This is a genomic window from Haloactinopolyspora alba, from assembly GCF_003014555.1.
GTDB lineage: Bacteria > Actinomycetota > Actinomycetes > Jiangellales > Jiangellaceae > Haloactinopolyspora > Haloactinopolyspora alba.
Map to the genome: position 1 here is coordinate 544743 of NZ_PYGE01000001.1, position 19516 is coordinate 564258.

Consider the following 19516-nt stretch of genomic DNA (forward strand, 5'->3'; position numbering starts at 1 on the left):
GTACTTGAGCGTCGACGTGAGCCGCGCACCCTCGTCGTGGCTGCGCAGGGCGCTCTGTCGGGGCGTCGATCTCGGCGACGGAGTAAGCGCGGTCGTCACGCGGGCTCAGGCTCGTGGCAGCCGGACGACCACGCCGAGGCCATGACCGACCCCGTCCGCGCGGGCGAGCCCGTCGTCGAGGCGCAATCGACCGCCCGCCGCCTCCACCAGCTCGGCACAGATCGCCAGCCCCAGTCCGGTGCCGGCGACGTTCTGGTGCCGTGCGGAGCGCCAGAACCGGCCCACGGCGGCCGCACGTTCGTCGTCGTCCAGACCGGTGCCGTCGTCGCCGACCCACAGCTCGACCTCACCCACCGCCGGCACCGGCTCGGCCCGCAGCACGACCCGCGTCCCGCCGGACAGCCGCAACGCGTTGCTGATCAGCTCGTCCAGCACGCTGCCCAGCCCGCCCGGAGGTTCCAGCACCACGAAACCGGCCGGCACGTCCAGCTCGGCGGACATCGAGTTCTCCGCGGCGAGCGCGCGCCAGCGCTGCTCCCGCGTCTCGACCACGCCGTCCAGCTCGACCGGCTCGGCGTCCTTCATGCTGTCGATCCGCGTCGCCGCCAGCAGCGAGTTCAGCATGCGGTGCATCGCCGCGGCCTCGTCCACGGCCACGGCGTGCGTCTCGCGGGCCTGCTCCGTGGCGAGGTGCGGCGCGAGGTTCTCGACGGCGAGGCGCAGGCTGGCCAGCGGGTTGCGCAGCTGGTGCGAGGCGTCGGAGACGAACGCCCGCTGCCGTTCCAGCGCACGTTGCACCACGTCGACCATCGCGTTGAACGACGACGCCAGTCTCCGCAGTTCGGGCGGCCCGCCGGCCGAGTTCGCCCGCACCGACAGGTCACCGTCGGCGATGGCGGCGGTCGCGTCGTCGAGCCTGCGCACGGGGCGCAGCACCCACCGCGACACCGGCCAGGCCACCGCGGTCAGGGCGCTCAGCGGCAGCAGCCCCAGCAGCGCCATCCAGCCCCAGCTGGTCAGCACCGAGGAGCGCAGCCGGCCGGTGTCGGACAACGTGACGACGACGCCGACGACCTCGCTGTCCCGCCCGACCGGCTCGGCGAGCACCAGCGGGCTGTCGTCCCACGGCCACAGCACGGTCGGGGGTTCCGGCCGGTATCCGGCGAGCGCCTGCGCCACGACCTGCTCGGCCGCCGCGGAACGCGTCGGAACGTCGGCGGCGTCCGGCCCGGACGAGAGCACCACCCGGCCACCTGGGTCGACGAGCGCCACGGGGATGCCGTAGAGGTCCTCGTACCGTTGCAGCTCCGAGCGCAGCGCCTCGGTGCGGCCGGTGGACAACGCCGTCTCGGCGAGCGAGGCGAACCTGCCGACGTCGTTCAGCCGGTCGACGTAGACCTCCTGCGTCTCGCGTTGCGCCACCGCCGTGCCGAGCGGCACACCGAGCGCCGCGACCAGCAGGAACGCGAGCGGCACGAGCACGACGAGCAGCCGGCGCAGCATGCCTCAGCCGGTCTCGTCGCCGAGGCGGTAGCCGACACCGCGCACGGTGCGGATGCGCACCGCCTCGTCCAGCTTTGCCCGCAGCGACGCGATGTGCGTGTCCAGGGTCCGCGACGACGCCTCCCAGGTCGCGCCCCACACCTGGTCGACGATGGTGTCGCGCGGCACCACGGCGGGAGCACGTGCGGCCAGCAGCGCCAGTACGTCGAACTCCTTCCGGGTGAGGCCGAGCTCGACGCCGTCCACCCGCACCGCACGGGTACCGGCGTCGATGCTGAGCGGACCGATCACCACCGGCGGCTCGTCGCGCGCGGCCATCGAGCGCGCCGCGCGGGTCCGCCGCAGCACCGCGTCGATGCGCGCCAGCAGCTCACCGATGCCGAACGGCTTGACGACGTAGTCGTCGGCCCCGGTCCGCAGCCCGCGGATGCGGTCGCGCTCCTCCGCACGGGCGGTGACGGCGATCACCGCGGTCTCCGGGCGCTCCCGCATCGTGCGCAGCACCTCGATGCCGTCGGCGTCCGGCAGGCCCAGGTCCAGCAGGACGACGTCGACCGCCGGCGCGGCCAGGGCCGCCTCGGCCGTCGCGACCCGGTGCACCTCGTACGAGGCCTGGCGCAACGCGGTCACGAGCCCACGCGCCACACGATCGTCGTCTTCGACCACCAGGACCCGCATGGGGGGACATGGTAGGAGGACACGTCCACCCGAGGCAGTAGGATCATCCCCGACCAATCCGACGTCACGGCAGGAACACCGGTGAGAGCGTCGCACGCGCTCGACTCCGGGGCGGTCCCGCCACTGTGACCGGGGAGCGGTCCTCGATCCACGACCGGCCACCGGGACGAGCCCGGGAAGGCCACGAGGACCCGCGACGATCCGGGAGCCAGGACACTGCCCTGGCGTCGTCCGCCGATCCGGGTGCGGAAGACGCCTGGGAGAGGACATGATCATGGACCGGCCACGCCTGCTGCTGCTCTCCACCGCCGACACCGATCTGCTCACCGCGACCCGCGCCGACCCGCGCTGGGCCGTCGCGAACCCCGCCCGCACCGGCGCGGACGACCTGCCGGCGCTGCTCGACGGCGTGGACGTGGTCGTGGTGCGGCTGCTGGGCGGGCGCGAGGCCTGGCCGGAGGGACTCGACGCGGTGGTCGCCTCGGGCGTTCCCGCGGTGGTCGTCAGCGGCGAGTCCGTGCCCGACGCCCGCCTGCACGCGCTGTCCACGGTCCCGTCCGGCGTGGCGACCGAGACCCAGCGCTACCTCGTGGCCGGCGGCCCGGAGAACCTGGCCCATCTTGCGGCATTCCTGTGCGACACCGTGCTGCTGACCGGCGAGGGCTTCGACCCGCCCGCCGAGCAGCCACGGTTCGGCCTGCACGTGACGCCGGATGCCTCAAGCGGGTCGGACGACGGGGTCGACGCGGTCGACGCCGGCGGCGACAGGGGCACCCGTCCCGTCGTCGGCGTGATCTTCTACCGCTCGCACGAGCTCTCCGGCAACACCGCGTTCGTGGACGTGCTGTGCGAGCAGATCGAGGCAGCCGGCGGGCACCCGCTGCCGGTGTTCACCGACACGCTGCGCGGCACCGACCGGCCCGAGTACGAGCCGCTGCGAGAGCTGCTCTCCCGTGCGGACGTGCTCGTCACGACGGTGCTGGCCAGCGGCGGCCTGATCGCGGGCGCAGCGAGCGCGGGCGAGGACGACGACGCCTGGAGCACCGCGCTGTTCGACCAGCTCGGCGTCACCGTGCTGCAAGGGCTCACCGTCACGAACACGCGCGCGGCGTGGGAGGCCAGCGACGGTGCGCTGAACCCGATGGACGCCGCCACCCAGGTCGCCGTCCCCGAGTTCGACGGCCGGATCATCGGCGTCCCGTTCTCGTTCAAGGAGAGCGACGACGGCGGCATCCCGCGTTACGTCGCCGACCCGGAACGCGCCCGCCGACTCGCCGGCATCGCCGTGCGCACCGGGCGGCTGCGGCACCAGCCCGCCGCGGACAAGCGGCTGGCGCTCGTGCTGTCCAGCTATCCGACCAAGCACGCCCGCGTCGGCAACGCCGTGGGCCTGGACACGCCCGCCAGCGCCGTCGTCCTGCTGCGGACGCTGCGCGACGCCGGTTACGACCTGGGCGGGTTCGACCCGGACGCCCTCGGGAAGGGCGAGGCAGACGACGGCGGCGACATGCCCCCCGGGGACGCCCTGGTGCACCGGCTGATCGCCGCCGGCGGCCACGACGTGGAGTGGCTGACCGAGGAGCAGCTCGCCGACGCCGCGGCGAGCATCCCCGCATCGACCTACGGCCGCTGGTTCGCGTCGCTGCCGGAGCCGCTGCGCGCGTCGGTCACCGGCGCGTGGGGCGAGGCTCCCGGCGAACTGTACGTGGACACCAGCGGCGCCGAGCCGGCCATCGCGGTCGCCGGGCTGGTCCTGGGCAACGTGGTGCTGATGATCCAGCCGCCGCGCGGCTTCGGCGAGAACCCGGTCGCGATCTACCACGACCCGCAGCTGGCGCCGTCGCACCACTACGTCGCCGCGTACCGGTGGCTGCAGGCGCCGGTGCACGACGGCGGCTTCGGCGCGGACGCCGTCGTGCACCTCGGCAAGCACGGCACGCTGGAGTGGCTGCCCGGCAAGGGCCTGGGCCTGTCGGCGGACTCGGCGCCGGACGCGGTGCTGGGCGACCTGCCGCTGATCTATCCGTTCATCGTCAACGATCCCGGCGAGGGGACGCAGGCCAAGCGGCGGGCGCACGCCGTCGTCGTCGACCACCTGATCCCGCCGATGGCGCGGGCGGACACCTACGGCGACCTCGCCAAGCTCGAGCAGCTGCTCGACGAGTACGCCACCGTCGTCGACCTGGACCCGGCCAAGGCGCCGGCGGTGCGCACCCAGATCTGGGAGCTGGTCACGGCCGCGCAGCTGCACCACGACCTGCACACCGAGCAGATGCCCGACGAGGCCGACTTCGACGACTTCGTGCTGCACATCGACGGGTACCTGTGCGAGATCAAGGACGTGCAGATCCGCGACGGCCTGCACGTGCTCGGACGCGCGCCCGAGGGCGACGAGCTGGTCGACGACGTGCTCTCCGTGCTGCGGGCGCGGCAGGTGTTCGGCGGCGAGTCCGCGCGCCCGGGCCTGCGCGGCGCCGTCGCCGAGTGGGCCGGCGTGGACGAACAGGCGCTGCTGGCCGAGCCGGGCACACCGGTCGACGACGCCAGTGGAGTCCGGAAGCTGCTCGACGTCGCCCGGATGCGGGCCGACGGCGCGGAACCGGCGGCGCGCACCGCGTCCGACGTCGTCGACCTGCTCGAGACCGTGGCGCGGGCGCTGGTGGAACGGCTCGCCGCGCACGCGTGGCGTCCGGAGGAGTCGAAGCGCGTCGCCGCGGACGTCCTCGGCTCCGGCGACACCTCCGACGCCGACGATTCCGGTGTCGACAACGTCGAGGCCATCCTGCGCTTCGGTGCGGAACAGCTGATACCCCGGCTGGCCCGCACCACCGACGAGATCACCAACACCCTCCGCGCCCTCGACGGCGCCTACATCCCGCCCGGCCCGTCCGGCTCACCCACCCGCGGGCTGGTCAACGTCCTGCCGACCGGCCGGAACATGTACGCCGTCGACCCGAAGGCGATCCCGTCGCGCAACGCGTGGGACGTCGGCGTCGCGCTCGGCGACTCGCTGCTGCGCCGTCACGTGGCCGACACCGGAGCCGTGCCCACGTCCGTCGGGCTGACCGTGTGGGGCACCGCCGCGATGCGCACCCAGGGCGACGACATCGCCGAGGTCCTGTGGCTGCTGGGCGTGCGCCCGGTGTGGGACGACGCGTCCCGGCGGGTCACCGGGTTCGAGCCGGTCCCGGCCGACGAGCTGGTGCTGGACGGCGAACCACGCCCCCGCGTCGACGTCACGGTGCGCATCTCCGGGTTCTTCCGCGAGGCGTTCCCGCACGTCGTCAGCTTCATCGACGACGCGGTCCGGATGGTCGCCGGGCTGGACGAGCCGGACACGGTGAACCACGTCCGCGCGCACGTCGACGCCGACGTCGCCGGCGGGGCCGACCCACGACGCGCCAGCGCACGCATCTTCGGCTCCAAACCCGGCGCGTACGGCGCGGGCATGCTGCCGCTGGTGGACGCGCGGAACTGGCGCACCGACGCCGACCTCGCCGAGGTCTACGCGGCCTGGGGCGGCTACGCGTACGGGCGCGGGCTGGACGGCGTCGAGGCGCGCGCCGACATGGAGAAGGCGTACTCGCGCATCCAGGTGGCGGTGAAGAACCAGGACACCCGCGAGCACGACATCGTCGACTCCGACGACTACTTCCAGTACCACGGCGGCATGGTCGCCATGGTGCGCTCCCTGACCGGGGAGTCGCCGGAGGCCTACGTCGGCGACTCCGCCGTGCCCGAGCACGTCCGTACCCGCTCGCTCGGCGAGGAGACCGCGCGCGTCTTCCGCGCCAGGGTGGTCAACCCGAAGTGGATCGCCGCGATGCAGCGGCACGGCTACAAAGGCGCGTTCGAAATGGCCGCCACGGTGGACTACCTGTTCGGCTACGACGCCACCGCCGGCGTGGTCGAGGACTGGATGTACGAGACGCTGACCCGCGAGTACGTCGCCGACCCGGAGGTCGCGGAGTTCTTCCGGCAGTCGAACCCGTGGGCGCGCAAGGGCGTGGCCGAGCGGCTGCTCGAAGCCGCCCAGCGCGGGCTGTGGGCCGAGCCGTCCACCGAGGCGCTGGAGACGCTGCAGCAGGCCGTCCTCGAGACCGAGGGCGATCTCGAGGACTGAGCAGTACGGCCGCGGAACCGCGTCAGTAGGCCGAGTCACGCCCGTCGTCGGAGTCGTCCTCGGTCTCGTTCTCGGAGTCCGTGGCCTCGTCCAGCGGAGTCTCGACCGGGTTGCCCTCGGCGTCGACCACGTACCAGACGTCGTTGACACCCTGGCCGTTCAGGTCGCCGGAGGCCTCGTCGCCGGCGAAGTAGTACAGCGGCCAGTCCGCGTAGCTCGCCTGGACCGTCCCGTCGTCGCGTTCGAACGTGCCGAGCAACTCGGCGTCGACGCCTTCGCCGGCCTCGACGTCACCCTCCAGCGGCGGCCAGTTGGCCAGGCACTCCGCGTCGCAAGGGCTCCCCTCCGGCGTGTCCGGGGTGAACAGGTACAGCGTGCGTCCATCGCCGTCGACGAGGATCTCGCCAAGCGGCGTGTCCGCGAGTTCGACCCGAGGGCTCCCGGAACCCCCGTCGTCGGTCCCGGCCGTGTCGCCGGTCCCGGCGCTCTCGTCGTCCGAGCCGCAGCCGGCGAACGCCAGCAGCGCGACGAGTCCCACGGAGGCGAGAGCCGCACGGATGCGGCTACGGATCCGGCTACGCGGCCGGCTGCTGTGGACGCTCAAGGTGGAAGTGGCACTCATGGTGACCTCCTCGTGTCCTCCGTCGGTAATACGCCGCGAACCGTCGCCGGGATTGCACGACGGCGGCGCGACGACGGGCCGGAAGGCACCGGCTGGTAGATTCGTCCGCGCCGTGGCGATACGGGAAGCCGGTGCGATACCGGCGCGGCCCTCGCCACTGTGATCGGGAGTCCCGGCCGTTCCCCTCGCGGGGAGCCACTGGGCAGCGGTGACGCTGCCTGGGAAGGCAGGCCGGTGACGCACGTCCCGTCAGCCAGGAGACCGGCCACGGCGCGAACAGCTGCGATTCCACGAGGTGATGGAAGGCGGTCGGCATGTCCGGTCCTGCACGTGACCGCGGCGACTCCTGCCCTGGCGCACTCACGACGCACGTGGCGGCGGACGGTCCGCTGGCGCGGATCCGGCTCCCCGGCGGGGGCGTCACCGCCGACCAGTTGCGCGTCCTGGCCGGATGCGCCGACGAGCTCGGCGACGGGTCATTACACCTGACGTCGCGGGCGAACGTTCAGCTGCGAGCGGTGTCGGATCCGCCGGAGCTCGCCGCGCGCCTCGGCCGCGCCGGACTGCTGCCGGCGCCGCGGCACGAACGCGTCCGCAACATCCTGGCGTCTCCACGCAGCGGCCTGATCGGCGGCGTCACCGACGTCCGCCCGCTGGTGCCGGCGCTCGACGAAGCGATCTGCGCCGACCCGACGCTGGCTCGGCTGCCCGGCCGGTTCCAGTTCGGACTGGACGACGGCAGCGGCGATGTGCCGATCAGCACGCTGGATGCCGGCTGGCACGCGCTGTCCGGGGGTGTCGGCGCGCTGGTGCTCGGTGGCGTCGACAGCGGCCTGCGGGTGCCCACGACGCACGTCGTCGACGCGCTGGTCGCCGGAGCCCACGCGTTCCTCGCCGCTCGCGACGCCGAGTTCGGCCCGGACCGGGCGGCCGGTGCCTGGCACGTCCGCGACCTGCCCGGAGCCGGCGCCGGCGTGGCCGCTGCCGTGCTGAGCGAGCTGCCGGGGGACGTCGCGCACGGGCACGCCGACACGCTGCGCGGTACCGTTCCCGCCGATCGCCGTGGTCCCGCCGATCGCCGTGGTCCCGCCGGTCGCCGTGGTCCGGCCGGCGTCAGCGTGCCCGTCGCCGTCGGCGTGCACGCACAGGATGACGGTGCGCACGCCGTCGTCGCCGGGTGCCTGTTCGGCGCCGTCTCGGCCGAACAGGTCCGGCTGGTGGCCGGCCTCGCGCCGCACGCGGTCGTCACCCCGTGGCGTTCGGTGCTGCTACCCGCGCTCGTCGGACAGGCGGCCCGGCACGCGGCGTCCGCGCTCACCGACGCCGGTCTCCTCCTCGACCCTCGCGATCCGGCGCTGCGGATCACCGCGTGCATCGGCCGGCCCGGCTGCGCGTCGTCGGCCACCGACGTCCGAGCCGACGCGCGACGGTTGGCCGCCACGGTCGCTCCGGGGGTCACGCCGACGGGCGCTCCGGGCACCGCCGTGCACGTCGTCGGATGCGAGCGCCGGTGCGGGCGCCCGCACACCGAGCACGTCGACGTCGTCGGCACCGACGGCGGCTACATCGTTGATGGAGCCGTCGTGTCGACCGATCAGCTGGCGTCCAACCTGGAAGGACCACGATGAACACCTACGTCCGCGACGGTGCGGAGATCTACCGCCGCTCGTTCGGCATGATCCGGGCCGAGGCCGACCTCGCCGCCGTGCCGCCGGACGTGGCCACGGTCGCGGTCCGGATGATCCACGCCTGCGGCATGGTCGACCTGGTCGACGACCTCGCCTTCAGCGCCGACGTCGTCGCCGCCGGGCGCTCCGCGCTGCGTTCCGGGGCTCCGGTTCTCACGGACGCGACCATGATCGCCAGCGGCATCACCCGAGCCCGCCTCCCCTGTGCCAACGACATCGTCTGCACACTGCCGGACGCGCGGGTGCCGAAGCTCGCCGCGCACCTCGGCACCACCCGGAGCGCGGCGGCGCTGGATCTGTGGCGTGACCGGCTGCCCGGTTCGGTGGTCGCCATCGGCAACGCCCCCACGGCGCTGTTCCGGCTGTTCGAGCTACTGGACGAGGGCGTGGGGCCGCCTGCGGCGATCGTGGGCGTGCCGGTGGGCTTCGTCGGCGCGGTGGAGTCGAAGGAGGAACTGGTCCGGCGCTCACCCGCGCCGTATCTGGTGGTGCACGGCCGGCGCGGCGGAAGCGCGATGGCGGTGGCCGCCGTGAACGCGATCGCGACGGAGGACGGATGAACGGCACGCGAACGCAGGGACGTCCGGCCGGGACGCCGGAACGTGCCCCCGGGACGCTGTGGGGCGTCGGGCTCGGCCCGGGTGACCCGGAGCTGATGACCGTCAAGGCCGCCCGGCTGATCGCCGCCGCCGACGTCGTCGCTTACCACTCCGCCCGGCACGGCCGCAGCATCGCCAGGTCCATCGCCGAGCCGTACCTGCGCGACGGGCAGCTCGAGGAGGCGCTGATCTATCCGGTCACCACCGAGGCCACCGAGCACCCGGGCGGATACGACGGCGCCATCGAGGAGTTCTACCAGCACGCCGCGAAACGGCTCGCCGAACACCTGGACGCGGGCCGCGACGTCGCGCTGCTCTGCGAAGGGGACCCGTTCTTCTACGGCTCCTACATGCACATGCACGAGCGTCTCTGCGAGCGCTACCCGGCCCACGTGGTTCCGGGCGTCACCTCGATGAGCGCCGCGTCGGCGGCCGTGGGACGGCCCCTGGTCCAGCGCGGGGAGACGTTGACCGTGCTGCCCGGCACGATGCCGACGCCGGAGCTGGCGATGCGGATGGCCGACGCCGACGCGGCGGTCGTGCTCAAACTCGGCCGCACGTTCGCCTCGGTGCGCGACGCCCTCACCGAGGCGGGGCGGCTGTCCGACGCGTACTACGTCGAACGCGCCACCTGGGGCGAACAGCGGCTCGAACCACTGGCCGAGGTCGACCCGGAGTCGGTGCCGTACTTCTCCGTGGCGGTGCTGCCGAGCCCGGCCTACACCGCCCGCGCCTCCGGGCAGGTCGATACCGGACCCGCTGTCGCCGAAGCCGCCGGTACCGAGCCCGCACCGCAGGGCGAGGTCGTCGTCGTCGGACTCGGGCCCGCCGGGCCGCAGTGGCTGACCTCCGAGGCGGAACGGGAGCTGGCGGCGGCCGAGCACGTCGTCGGCTACGGCCCGTACGTCGCGCGCGTCCCCCAGCGCGCCGGCCAGCAGCGGCACAGCTCCGGCAACCGGGTGGAGGCGGCTCGCGCCGAGCAGGCGCTCGAGCTCGCCGCCGACGGCGCGCGGGTCGCGGTCGTGTCTTCGGGTGATCCAGGGGTGTTCGCGATGGCGTCGGCCGTGCTGGAACAGGCGAACGACCAGCGCTGGGCGGACGTGCCGGTCCGGGTGCTGCCGGGGGTGACCGCTGCGCAAGCCGCGGCAGCACGTGTCGGCGCACCGTTGGGACACGACTACTGCGTCCTGTCGCTGTCGGACCGGCTCAAGCCGTGGGACGTCATCGAGCGGCGGCTCTCGGCCGCGGCTTCCGCCGATCTGGCGCTGGCGCTGTACAACCCGGCGTCTCGCAGCCGCCGTGAACAGCTGGATCGCGCCCGCGACACGTTGCTGCGCCACCGCGCCGGCGACACCCCCGTGGTCATCGCCCGCGACGTGGGCGGCGCGGACGAGTCCGTCCGGGTCACCACGCTGGACGAGTTCGGCTCCGACGACGTCGACATGCGCTTCCTCCTGTTGGTGGGCTCGTCGCAGACCACGATCTCCGACCGTGCCGGAGCCACCACCGTCTGGACCCCGCGCCGATACGGCTGATCCAGGCAAGCCAGGCCCGCGTGTCCCGTCGGCAGTCGGCGGGCACCCGCATCCCGGGGACACCGCACCACGGGAAACGCCACCGGAAACGCCAACGGAACGCCGCGGTAGATGGTCGGGCTCGACCGCACGAGCGTCGGACAGTCCCGAGGGACCCCTCGCTGTTGCGCCGGCTGGTCAGCCTCGGATCGGGCGTCGAGTCACTCGGCCGGGTCTGCAGTTCAGCGCAGCGGTTCAGAACGGTGGTGGGTCGTGTTCGGCGGCGTCGGGTGGCGGGTTGTGCGTGTGTCCGATGGGTTCGGGGTGGACGGTGTACGTGCGTCCGGCGGGGCTGGTCCATCGCAGCGCGCCGTTCGGGAGTTGGTGTCGGTCCCAGCCGTGCAGGGTCTTGTCGAGGTGGAACCGTCGGGACAGGGCCTGGTTGTTGCTCGCGCCGGTGGTGCCGCCTCGCTGGTAGGGCTGGCGGTGGTCGATGTCGCAGATGCTGGCCGGGGTGTCGGCCGTGGGGAAGCGGCAGGTGCGGTCGCGGGCGATGATGAAGTCGGCCAGCGCCCGCGGCGGGGTGTAGGTGCTGCGGCCGTACTCCAGCAGCCGCCCGTCGACGGGGTCGGTGAGTAGCCGCCGCAGCGTGGCGTCGGCGGCGATGGCCCGGGCGGTGTCGGCGGTGATCGGGCCGTACCCGTCCAGGTGCGCGGGCTCCTCGTCCACCCCGACCAGGGTGGTGTAGGCGAGGGTCACGTTAACCGTGGCCCCGCGCCCGTGCCGGGTCGCCAGCCGATACGGCCCCGCACGCGCACCAGCCGCCGCGGTCGTAGCCACCGGATCGGCGACCGGCCCGGCGCCGGCAACACCGCCATCCACGGTGTCAGCATCCGCGGCACCGGCCGTGTCGGCAACCGGCCCGCCGGTCGCACCAGAAGCTCCGGCGGCGCCGGTCGCGCTGTGCGTGGTGCTGCCCGCAACGTCGGCCACGGCGTCGCCGGTCGCGGCGTCGTCGGTCGCGGCGTCGTCGGTCGCGGCGTCGTCGGTCGCATCAGTGGTGTGGGTGGTGCTGGTGGTGGTGCAGTCGGGGTGGCAGCAGCCGAGGTGCCCGAGCTGCAGCGCGGTCCAGCCGAGCCCGGCGAGGATGTCGAACCGCAACTGCTGCAGGGCCCGCTCGTCCCCCTCGGCGCGGGCGGCGCGGGCGGCGCGGGCGGCGGCATCGATAGCGGCGTGCAGCGCGGTGAGATCCTCCGCCGGGCCGGTGAGCACCATCTCGGCCATCCCGTCCGCGGCACCGGTCGGGCGCGGCGCCTCGACACGCCGCTCAGCCCGCCCGCGTTGACGGCGCCGCTCAGCCGCGCCCGGGTCGGCGCGCAGCACCCGCCGGTCCAGCGCCGCAGCCAGCTGCCGGCTGGTGCGCTCCCCCGCGGTCGGCAGCACATCAGCCTCGACCTCACGCTGCGCGAAGTGACCGAGCACCCGCGTTTTCGACGCGATCAGCCCGGCGCGCCGCTCATCGATCCGCCCGGATTCCAGCGCCGCGAGCGTCGCCGGCAGATCCTCGGCCAACTCGACAGCCAACCCGGCACGGGTATCAGCCTGCGCCGGCGTGCACGACAACGCCGCCGACACCTCCGAACCGACCGCACGCACCCGATCATGTGCATGCTCCGGCGAGGCCTCCCACGCATCGTCACAACCACCGCAGAACGCGTAATTCTCCCGCTCGGACAACTCCGCCATCGCCCGCATCTGCAACGCCCGCAGATGCGCCACCTGCCGCTCCGCAGCCACGATCACATCCACCAGCGGCCCGTCCTCGGCGCCGGGCACATCCACGCCCTCCAGCGCCACCGCAAGCTCCGCGCCCGGCCCGCACGACTCCCACTCGACTGCGGCAACCCCGGGCGTCATCATGACCCCATGCTATCGAACTGATATTCGAAATCACAACTCGACCACTGCGGATCACCGGTTCGGGCCGTTCACACGAGACGAAGTGCCGGCGATCCACAGGAGCGCTGTCGGAGTCGGCCGCTACGGTCTGTCCATGACTGACGACAACGACGACTACCCCTGGGAACCTCCACTCGCCGGAACCGAAGTCGAGCATGTGGTCGGCGCGCTCGACCGGCTGCGTACGACCTTCCGCTGGAAGGCCGGCGGCCTCGACAGCGCCGGGCTGCAGGCCCGCACGGGCGCTTCCGCCCTGACCCTCGGCGGGCTGCTCAAACATCTCGCCGCGGTCGAGGACCACACGTTCACCACGAAACTCGCCGGAGAGCCGATCGGTGCTCCCTGGGACGAAACCGGCTGGGACGGCTCGAACGACTGGGAGTTCACCTCCGCCGCCGACGACACTCCGGAGCAGCTCTACGCGCTGTGGGACGGCGCCGTCGAGCGGTCGAAGGCGAGACTCGACGCGGCGCTGTCGAACGGCGGGCTCGACCAGCTGGTCCACGCGTCGGCCGACGACGGGACCCACGCCAGCCTGCGGAGGCTGGTGTGCGATCTGATCGAGGAGTACGGACGGCACACCGGGCACGCGGACCTGCTCCGCGAGGCCGTGGACGGACTGGTCGGCGAGGACCCTCCGGCCGGATGGCGTCCGTGAACGACCCGATCGCCGCCGACCGGCTGACCGTCGTGCCGGCGAACGAGGCGTCCTGGGACGACATCACCGCCGTCTTCGGCACCAGGGACTACGCCGGCCGGTGTCGATGCCAGCGATTCAAGGTCGCCGGCTGGGTCTGGCGTGACACCACGCAGGATCAGCGGTCCGAGATGCTCAGGACCCAGACCCGTTGCGACGATCCGGACGCCACCTCCACCAGCGGGCTCGTCGCGTACGTCGAGGACGAGCCCGCCGGCTGGGTCGCTGTCGAGCCCCGGACCGCGTATCCCAAACTGCGCACCACCCGCGTGCCGTGGAAAGACCGGGACGAAGACAAGGGCGACGAGGACGTCTGGGCGGTGACCTGCTTCGTGGTCCGCAAGGGCTACCGCGGACGTGGCCTCACGTATCCTCTCGCGCTCGCCACGGTCGACTTCGCACGCCAGCGTGGCGCCAAGGCGCTCGAGGCCTACCCGATGATCACCCGGCCGGGGCTGGAGATCACCTGGGGTGAGCTGCACGTGGGCGCCCGTCAGGTGTTCCAGGACGCCGGCTTCGACGAGATCACCCACCCGACCACCCGGCGCGTGGTCATGCGGATCGACTTCGACCACGATCTCGGCACGTCGTGACGCACTGACCGTGTCACATCTTCCGGCCGGGCCGTGTCATGACAGTGGACAACGGATACGCCCGCCGGCCGGGACACACACCGCCCGAGCACCCCGGCGCGCGACTGGTCTCGCGACCCACGCACTGGAGGAGAACACACGCATGCAGACTTCCACCGTTCTGGTCACCGGCGGCACGGGCACGCTGGGCAGCCTGGTCACGCCGATCCTGCTGGATGCCGGCCGGCAGGTACGGGTGCTCAGCCGCAGCAGCCGTCCGTCCGGTGACGGAATCGAGTACGTGTCCGGCGACCTGCTCGAGGGCGACGCGGCCCCACGCGCCGTGGACGGGGTCGAGACCGTCCTGCACCTCGCGGGCGGCGCCAACGCGAAGTCCGACCCGAAGGCGACGAGGAACCTGGTGCGGGCGGCGACGCGAGCCGGGGTGAACCACCTGGTCGGCATCTCGGTCGTCGGCGCCGATCGGGTCCCGGTGGGTTACTTCCGGAACAAGCTGGCCGTCGAGCGGATCGTCGCCGACTCGGAGCTGCCGTGGACGATGTTGCGCGCAGCCCAGTTCCACGACCTGGTGGTGGCGCTGGGGAACGCGCTGGCGAAGAGCCCCGTCGTGCCGGCCCCGACGAGCATGTGGTGGCAGCCGGTGGACGCGCGCGACGTGGCCACCCGGATCGCGGAACTGACCCTCGGGGAACCGGCCGGGCTGGTCCCCGACATCACCGGACCGCGCGTGTACCCGCTGGGCGAGCTGATCCGCGGCTATCTGAGGGCGGCCGGCAAGCGCCGGTTGACGGTGCCGCTCCGGCTCCCCAGCAAGGCCGGTCGCGCCTTCCGCAACCAGGAGAACCTCGCACTCGAGGGAGCCCTCGTCGCCCAACGCACCTGGGAAGATTTCCTGGCCGAACGCTTCGCCACCCCGGCTCACCCGTCGTAGCGTTCGTGGTGCACCGCCTCGGACAGCGGACGCCGTCGCCGCCATCCGTGCCGCTCGAGGTCCGGCGTGTCGGCGAGTTCGCTCACCGGTCCGAGGCACAGCCACGCGACCGGCCGCACACCGTCGGGCAGGCCGACGAGCGAGGCGAGGAACTCCTCGCGGTAGAAGCTGACCCAGCCCACACCGAGCCCTTCGGCGGTGGCGGCGAGCCAGAGGTTCTGGATGGCCAGGCAGACCGAGTACAGTCCGGCGTCGGCGATCGCGTGCCGGCCCAGCACGGCGGGTGAGCCGCGCGACGGGTCGTAGGTGACGACGACGCCGAGGCTGGACTCGAGGACGCCCTCGACCTTGATCTTCGCGAACGTCTGGCTGCGCTCGCCGGTCAGGGAGTCCGCGAACACGTCCCGCTCGGACCGGACGTGCTCGCGGAAGGTCTCCCGGGTCTGTTCGGAGCGCACGAGGACGAAGTCCCAGGGCTGGCTGAGCCCCACGCTCGGGGCGGAGTGCGCCGCGCCGAGCACCCGGTCGAGCACGTCGTCGGGGACGGGTTCGCCGGTGAACTCCCCGCGGACGTCCCGGCGCCGCTGCAGCACCTGGTAGAACGCATCCAGTTCCGGTGCCAGTCCTGTGCTCACTGTCGCAGCTCCTTTTCTCTCGGTGGACGTCATCCGGGGACGCCGCCACGTGTGGCGAACTCGACGAGGACGTGCCGCACGGCGCCGTCGACCGTCTCGACGGTGCGCGCCGGCGGCCGGGCCGGGCGGCGGATCATCAGCACCGGCAGCTCCAGCTGTCGCGCGGCCGCCAGTTTCGCGGTGGTCATGGTGCCGCCGCTGTCCTTGGTCACCAGCACGTCGACGTGGTGGCGTCGCAGCACCTCGAGTTCGCCGTCGACGGTGTACGGGCCGCGGTCGAGCACGACCTCGGCCCGGGGCGGCAGCGGAGGCTCCGGCGGGTCGACGCACCGGATCAGGAACCATGCCCGTTCGATCTCGGCGAATGCCGCAAGTCCCTGGCGGCCGCTGGTGAGGAAGACACGGCTGCCCAGATCGGGAACCAGCCGCGCCGCGTGTTCGACGGACTCGGCCCAGTGCCAGTCGTCGCCCGGCCCCGGCCACCAACCGGGCCGTTGCAGCCGCACCAGCGGCACGCCCGCGGCCTCGGCGCCGAAAACCGCCGACGTGCCGATCCGGGCCGCGAACGGATGTGTCGCGTCGACCACGCCCAGCGCACGCATCGACCGCAGCCAAGCCGCCAGCCCTTCGGGCCCGCCGAACCCGCCGACGCGGACCTCACCGGCCGGCAGCCGTGGTTCGCGCACCCGGCCCGCGAGCGACGTCACGACCCGCCGCTCGTGCCGCTCCAGCTCGGCCGCGAGCGCTCGCGCCTCGCCAGTGCCGCCCAGCACCAGCACCGGGCGGCGCGCGTCGTCGCCGGCGTTCACGTCATACTCCTACGGATGGACGGGCCACGATGACCACCGAGCGGACCGGCACCGGCCTGCGCTACGGGTGGACGACGGGGGCGTGCGCCACCGCGGCGACGACGGCCGCCTACACGGCGCTGCTGACCGGCGAGTTCCCCGACCCGGTGGAGGTCCGGCTGCCCAGGGACCGGTGCCCGGCTTTCGCGCTGGCGACCGAGCGGCTGGACGGCGACGCCGCCAGTGCCGGTGTGGTCAAGGACGCCGGTGACGACCCGGACGTGACGCACGGCGCGCTGATCGTCGCGACAGTCCGCCGCGGCCCCGCGGGCAGCGGCGTCACGTTCCGCGCCGGCGACGGCGTCGGCACGGTGACCAGGCCCGGACTGCCCCTCGACGTCGGCGAGCCCGCGATCAACCCGGTGCCGCGGAGGCTGATCCGCGAGGCCGTCGAGCGCGTCGCGTCCGCGCATGGTGGCGCTGGCGACGTCGACGTCGAGATCTCCATCCCGGACGGGGAGGAAATGGCTCGTTCCACGTGGAACCCCCGCCTGGGCATCGTCGGCGGCCTGTCGGTGCTGGGGACCACCGGCGTCGTCGTGCCGTACTCGTGCTCGGCGTGGATCGACAGCATCCGCCGCGGTGTCGACGTGGCTCGTGCCCTGGAGCTGCCGCACGTCGCCGGAGCGGTGGGCAGCACCTCCGAGCGGACGGTCCAGCAGCTGTACGCCCTGCCGGCCAGCGCCCTGCTGGACATGGGCGACTTCGCCGGAGCAGTGCTGAAGTACGTCCGCAGCCACCCCGTGCCGAGGCTCACCGTCGCCGGCGGCTTCGCGAAGATGGCCAAGCTCGCCGCGGGACACCTGGACCTGCACTCGGGACGCTCGCAGGTCGACTTCACGCTGCTCGCCCGGCTGACGGCCGAGGCCGGCCATGCCGAACCGGCCGAACGCGTCGCGGAGGCGAACACGGCCGTGCACGCGCTGGAGCTCGCCGCCGACGCGGGACTCGAGCTCGGCACACTGGTCGCCGCCCAGGCCCGCCGGACCGCCGCCGGGGTTCTCGGGGACGCGCCCGTCGCCGTCGACGTGGTGGTCGTCGACCGTGCCGGCACCGTCGTCGGGCGCAGCTGACCCGTGCGACGAGCTCGTCACAGCGGAGCCGGCTGACCGGCGCGATCCCGGCCGGCCGAGTACAGGAAGCTGTCCGGGAACTTCTCCGCCGCCAGCACGCGGCCCACGAAGATCGTCGCCGCCCGGGTGATGCCGGCCGCGCGCAGCAGCCCGGCGATCTCGCCCAGCGTCCCGCGCACGACCTGCTCCTCCGGCTGGCTCGCGTGGGCGACGACCGTGGCCGGGCAGTCCGCGCCGTAGTGCGGCAGCAGCTCGTCCACCACCTGCTCGATACGGTTCACGGCGAGGTGCAGCGCCAGCGTCGCGCCGGTCGAGCCGAAACGCTCCAGTGTCTCGCCGTCCGGCATGGACGTCGAGCGCGCCTGGGCCCGCGTCAGCACCAGGCTCTGCCCGACCGTCGGCACCGTCAGCTCGCGTTTCAGAACCGCCGCGGCGGCGGCGAACGCCGGCACGCCGGGCACGACGTCGTACGGCACACCGGCCGCGTCGAGCCGGCGCATCTGCTCGGCGACGGCGCTGTAGACCGACGGGTCGCCGGAGGCCAGCCGTGCGACGTCGTCGCCGCGCCCGTGGGCGGCCACCAGCTCGTCGACGATCTCGTCCAGGGTGAGATCGGCGGTGTCGACCAGCCGGGCGCCGTCCGGGCAGTGCGCCAGGAGGTCGGTCGGCGTCAGGCTGCCCGGGTACAGGCAGACCTGGCAACGTTCCAGCAGGTCACGGCCGCGGACCGTGATCAGGTCGGCGGCACCCGGTCCGGCGCCGATGAAGTGGACAGTCACCCGTTCTCCTTCACGAGACTCCATTGCGTCAACCCGCGCGCCGGCTCCCAGCCGGTCATCGCGCCCAGCGGCGCCGCCCGTTCGAGGCGGTGGCGGAGCAGCTCTCCGCCGTGCCGGGCGCGGGCGTCGGCGAGCACCGCCTCGGCCTCCAGCGTCACCGCGTGCGCGACGAGCCTGCCGCCCGGCACGGCCGCCTCGACGCACGCGTCGACCACGCCCGGCGCGCTCACGCCGCCGCCGACGAACACCGCGTCCGGCGCGGCCTCGGCGGCCAGCTCCGCCAACGCGTCCGGTGCGTGGCCGCGCACGACCCGCAACCCCGGCACGCCGAGCCGCTCGGCGTTGCGGCCGATCCGGTCGGCCCGGTCGTCGCGCGGCTCGACAGCCACGGCGCGGTTGTCCGGGTGCGCGCGCATCCACTCGATGGCGACGCTGCCGCTCCCGGAGCCGACGTCCCACAGCAGCTGTCCCGGCACCGGCACCAGCCGGGCCAGGCACGAGGCCCGCGCGTCGCGCTTGGTCAACTGCCCGTCGTGTTCGAACGCGTCGTCGGGCAGGCCCGGAACGGTGGACATCGGTGTCGCGCCCTCGTCGAGCAGGCACTCGACGGCCACCACGTTCAGCGCCGCGCCCGGCGGATGCTCCCAGCCCGCCGCCGTGCCGTCCAGACGACGTTCGCCCTCGGCCGCGAGGTTCTCCAGGACGTGCAGTCGGCTGCGGCCGTAGCCCACGGCGGTGACGAGATCGGCGACGGCGGCCGGCGTGGCCCCGTCGGCACTGAGCACCAGGAGACGGCGCCCCGGCGCCAATGCACGGGCAACGGCCCGGACGCTGCGGCCGACCACGCTGACCACCTCGGTCCGTTCCGCCGACCAGCCCAGCCGGGCGCGCGCCAGCGTGACCGACGACACCGTGGGCAGCACCCGCACCGCATCGCTGCCGAACAGCTCCACCAACGTGGTGCCGATACCGCTGAGCAGCGGGTCACCGCTGGCCAGAACAGCCAGCCGGCGACCCGCGTGCTCCTCGAACAGGGCGGCGAGGCCCGGACGCAGCGGCCGCGGCCAGGGCACCTTGACCACGTCGGTGAGCGGCACCAGGTCGAGGTGACGCTCACCACCGACCAGCACGTCCGCGGACTCGACGACGCCCCGTGCCTGCTCGGTCAGACCACCCCAGCCATCTGCGCCGATGCCCACGACGGACAGCACACCGGGCGGTGTGGCGGCGGAGTTCGGCGGTTGGCACACGGCTTTCACGCTAGCGTGCGTCCG

At 73.4% G+C, this 19516-nt stretch carries 16 protein-coding genes and 2 riboswitches; of the genes, 8 read left to right on the forward strand and 8 right to left on the reverse strand.

Annotation, left to right across the window (positions count from 1 at the left end):
- Positions 1–105 precede the first annotated feature (105 nt).
- Both CLV30_RS02395 and CLV30_RS02400 read right to left on the reverse strand, forming a co-directional pair.
- Positions 106–1503 (reverse strand): sensor histidine kinase, encoded by a 1398-nt coding sequence (locus CLV30_RS02395; protein ID WP_106535543.1) that lies wholly within the window; start codon positions 1501–1503, stop codon positions 106–108.
- A 3-nt stretch (positions 1504–1506) separates the two neighbouring features.
- A complete protein-coding gene (locus CLV30_RS02400) occupies positions 1507–2181 on the reverse strand; it encodes a response regulator transcription factor (RefSeq protein WP_106535544.1) in 675 nt (224 codons plus the stop codon).
- A gap of 70 nt (positions 2182–2251) precedes the next feature.
- Positions 2252–2400, forward strand: a riboswitch (cobalamin riboswitch).
- A gap of 55 nt (positions 2401–2455) precedes the next feature.
- Between CLV30_RS02400 and cobN the strand changes: the two genes are divergently transcribed.
- Positions 2456–6304: a cobaltochelatase subunit CobN gene (gene cobN, locus CLV30_RS02405; protein WP_106535650.1), complete on the forward strand. Its 3849-nt coding sequence runs from the start codon at positions 2456–2458 to the stop codon at positions 6302–6304.
- A 22-nt stretch (positions 6305–6326) separates the two neighbouring features.
- On the opposite strand, the gene CLV30_RS02410 is transcribed toward cobN, so the two are convergent.
- Positions 6327–6926 (reverse strand): COG4315 family predicted lipoprotein, encoded by a 600-nt coding sequence (locus CLV30_RS02410; protein WP_106535545.1) that lies wholly within the window; start codon positions 6924–6926, stop codon positions 6327–6329.
- 96 nt (positions 6927–7022) lie between these two features.
- Positions 7023–7210, forward strand: a riboswitch (cobalamin riboswitch).
- Positions 7211–7240: 30 nt separating this feature from the next.
- Between CLV30_RS02410 and CLV30_RS02415 the strand changes: the two genes are divergently transcribed.
- From CLV30_RS02415 to CLV30_RS02425, 3 genes are read left to right on the forward strand one after another with little or no spacing between them, the layout of a single operon-like run.
- Positions 7241–8554, forward strand: a complete 1314-nt coding sequence (locus tag CLV30_RS02415; protein ID WP_106535546.1) for a precorrin-3B synthase — start codon at positions 7241–7243, stop codon at positions 8552–8554.
- Entirely contained in the window at positions 8551–9174 is a 624-nt protein-coding gene (locus tag CLV30_RS02420) for a precorrin-8X methylmutase (protein ID WP_106535547.1), read from the forward strand. The genes CLV30_RS02415 and CLV30_RS02420 overlap by 4 nt, the downstream gene beginning before the upstream one ends.
- Positions 9171–10748, forward strand: a complete 1578-nt coding sequence (locus CLV30_RS02425) for a precorrin-2 C(20)-methyltransferase (RefSeq protein WP_106535548.1) — start codon at positions 9171–9173, stop codon at positions 10746–10748. Before CLV30_RS02420 ends, CLV30_RS02425 begins: the two co-directional genes overlap by 4 nt.
- A 234-nt stretch (positions 10749–10982) precedes the next feature.
- Here the strand turns inward: CLV30_RS02425 and CLV30_RS02430 are convergent, their stop codons facing one another.
- Entirely contained in the window at positions 10983–12647 is a 1665-nt protein-coding gene (locus CLV30_RS02430; protein ID WP_106535549.1) for an HNH endonuclease, read from the reverse strand.
- A 133-nt stretch (positions 12648–12780) separates the two neighbouring features.
- On the opposite strand from CLV30_RS02430, the gene CLV30_RS02435 reads away from it, so the two are divergent.
- From CLV30_RS02435 to CLV30_RS02445, 3 genes are all read left to right on the forward strand, one after another.
- A complete protein-coding gene (locus CLV30_RS02435) occupies positions 12781–13344 on the forward strand; it encodes a mycothiol transferase (RefSeq protein ID WP_106535651.1) in 564 nt (187 codons plus the stop codon).
- Positions 13332–13976: a GNAT family N-acetyltransferase gene (locus CLV30_RS02440; RefSeq protein WP_106535550.1), complete on the forward strand. Its 645-nt coding sequence runs from the start codon at positions 13332–13334 to the stop codon at positions 13974–13976. The genes CLV30_RS02435 and CLV30_RS02440 overlap by 13 nt, the downstream gene beginning before the upstream one ends.
- A 142-nt stretch (positions 13977–14118) precedes the next feature.
- Positions 14119–14907, forward strand: a complete 789-nt coding sequence (locus CLV30_RS02445; protein WP_106535551.1) for an SDR family oxidoreductase — start codon at positions 14119–14121, stop codon at positions 14905–14907.
- Here the strand turns inward: CLV30_RS02445 and bluB are convergent.
- Together bluB and CLV30_RS02455 are read right to left on the reverse strand one after the other, a co-directional pair.
- Complete coding sequence (bluB, locus tag CLV30_RS02450) at positions 14895–15575, reverse strand: 5,6-dimethylbenzimidazole synthase (RefSeq protein WP_106535552.1); 681 nt, start codon at positions 15573–15575, stop codon at positions 14895–14897. The two genes, CLV30_RS02445 and bluB, sit on opposite strands and share 13 nt — an antisense overlap.
- Positions 15572–16351, reverse strand: a complete 780-nt coding sequence (locus CLV30_RS02455) for a cobalt-precorrin-6A reductase (protein ID WP_240723138.1) — start codon at positions 16349–16351, stop codon at positions 15572–15574. The genes bluB and CLV30_RS02455 overlap by 4 nt, the downstream gene beginning before the upstream one ends.
- A gap of 29 nt (positions 16352–16380) precedes the next feature.
- Between CLV30_RS02455 and CLV30_RS02460 the strand changes: the two genes are divergently transcribed.
- Positions 16381–17463 carry a cobalt-precorrin-5B (C(1))-methyltransferase gene (locus CLV30_RS02460; RefSeq protein ID WP_106535553.1) on the forward strand — a complete coding sequence of 361 codons (1083 nt, stop codon included), beginning with the start codon at positions 16381–16383 and terminating at the stop codon, positions 17461–17463.
- Positions 17464–17480: 17 nt separating this feature from the next.
- Here the strand turns inward: CLV30_RS02460 and cobM are convergent, their stop codons facing one another.
- Together cobM and cbiE are read right to left on the reverse strand one after the other, a co-directional pair.
- Positions 17481–18242 (reverse strand): precorrin-4 C(11)-methyltransferase, encoded by a 762-nt coding sequence (cobM, locus tag CLV30_RS02465; RefSeq protein ID WP_106535554.1) that lies wholly within the window; start codon positions 18240–18242, stop codon positions 17481–17483.
- The gene (gene cbiE / locus CLV30_RS02470; RefSeq protein WP_240723139.1) at positions 18239–19492 is read right to left on the reverse strand and encodes a precorrin-6y C5,15-methyltransferase (decarboxylating) subunit CbiE; all 1254 of its coding nucleotides are present in this window, start codon (positions 19490–19492) and stop codon (positions 18239–18241) included. The genes cobM and cbiE overlap by 4 nt, the downstream gene beginning before the upstream one ends.
- Between the last annotated feature and the right edge of the window lie 24 nt (positions 19493–19516).

Excerpts from the sequence above, each read along its gene's own strand:
- cobN (WP_106535650.1), top strand. The coding sequence starts at position 2,456 with ATGGACCGGCCACGCCTGCTGCTGCTCTCCACCGCCGACACCGATCTG.
- CLV30_RS02415 (WP_106535546.1), top strand. The coding sequence starts at position 7,241 with ATGTCCGGTCCTGCACGTGACCGCGGCGACTCCTGCCCTGGCGCACTC.
- CLV30_RS02445 (WP_106535551.1), top strand. The coding sequence starts at position 14,119 with ATGCAGACTTCCACCGTTCTGGTCACCGGCGGCACGGGCACGCTGGGC.
- CLV30_RS02430 (WP_106535549.1), bottom strand. The coding sequence starts at position 12,647 with ATGATGACGCCCGGGGTTGCCGCAGTCGAGTGGGAGTCGTGCGGGCCG.
- CLV30_RS02460 (WP_106535553.1), top strand. The coding sequence starts at position 16,381 with ATGACCACCGAGCGGACCGGCACCGGCCTGCGCTACGGGTGGACGACG.
- CLV30_RS02410 (WP_106535545.1), bottom strand. The coding sequence starts at position 6,926 with ATGAGTGCCACTTCCACCTTGAGCGTCCACAGCAGCCGGCCGCGTAGC.
- CLV30_RS02435 (WP_106535651.1), top strand. The coding sequence starts at position 12,781 with ATGACTGACGACAACGACGACTACCCCTGGGAACCTCCACTCGCCGGA.
- CLV30_RS02440 (WP_106535550.1), top strand. The coding sequence starts at position 13,332 with ATGGCGTCCGTGAACGACCCGATCGCCGCCGACCGGCTGACCGTCGTG.
- CLV30_RS02395 (WP_106535543.1), bottom strand. The coding sequence starts at position 1,503 with ATGCTGCGCCGGCTGCTCGTCGTGCTCGTGCCGCTCGCGTTCCTGCTG.
- CLV30_RS02425 (WP_106535548.1), top strand. The coding sequence starts at position 9,171 with ATGAACGGCACGCGAACGCAGGGACGTCCGGCCGGGACGCCGGAACGT.
- bluB (WP_106535552.1), bottom strand. The coding sequence starts at position 15,575 with ATGACGTCCACCGAGAGAAAAGGAGCTGCGACAGTGAGCACAGGACTG.
- CLV30_RS02420 (WP_106535547.1), top strand. The coding sequence starts at position 8,551 with ATGAACACCTACGTCCGCGACGGTGCGGAGATCTACCGCCGCTCGTTC.
- CLV30_RS02400 (WP_106535544.1), bottom strand. The coding sequence starts at position 2,181 with ATGCGGGTCCTGGTGGTCGAAGACGACGATCGTGTGGCGCGTGGGCTC.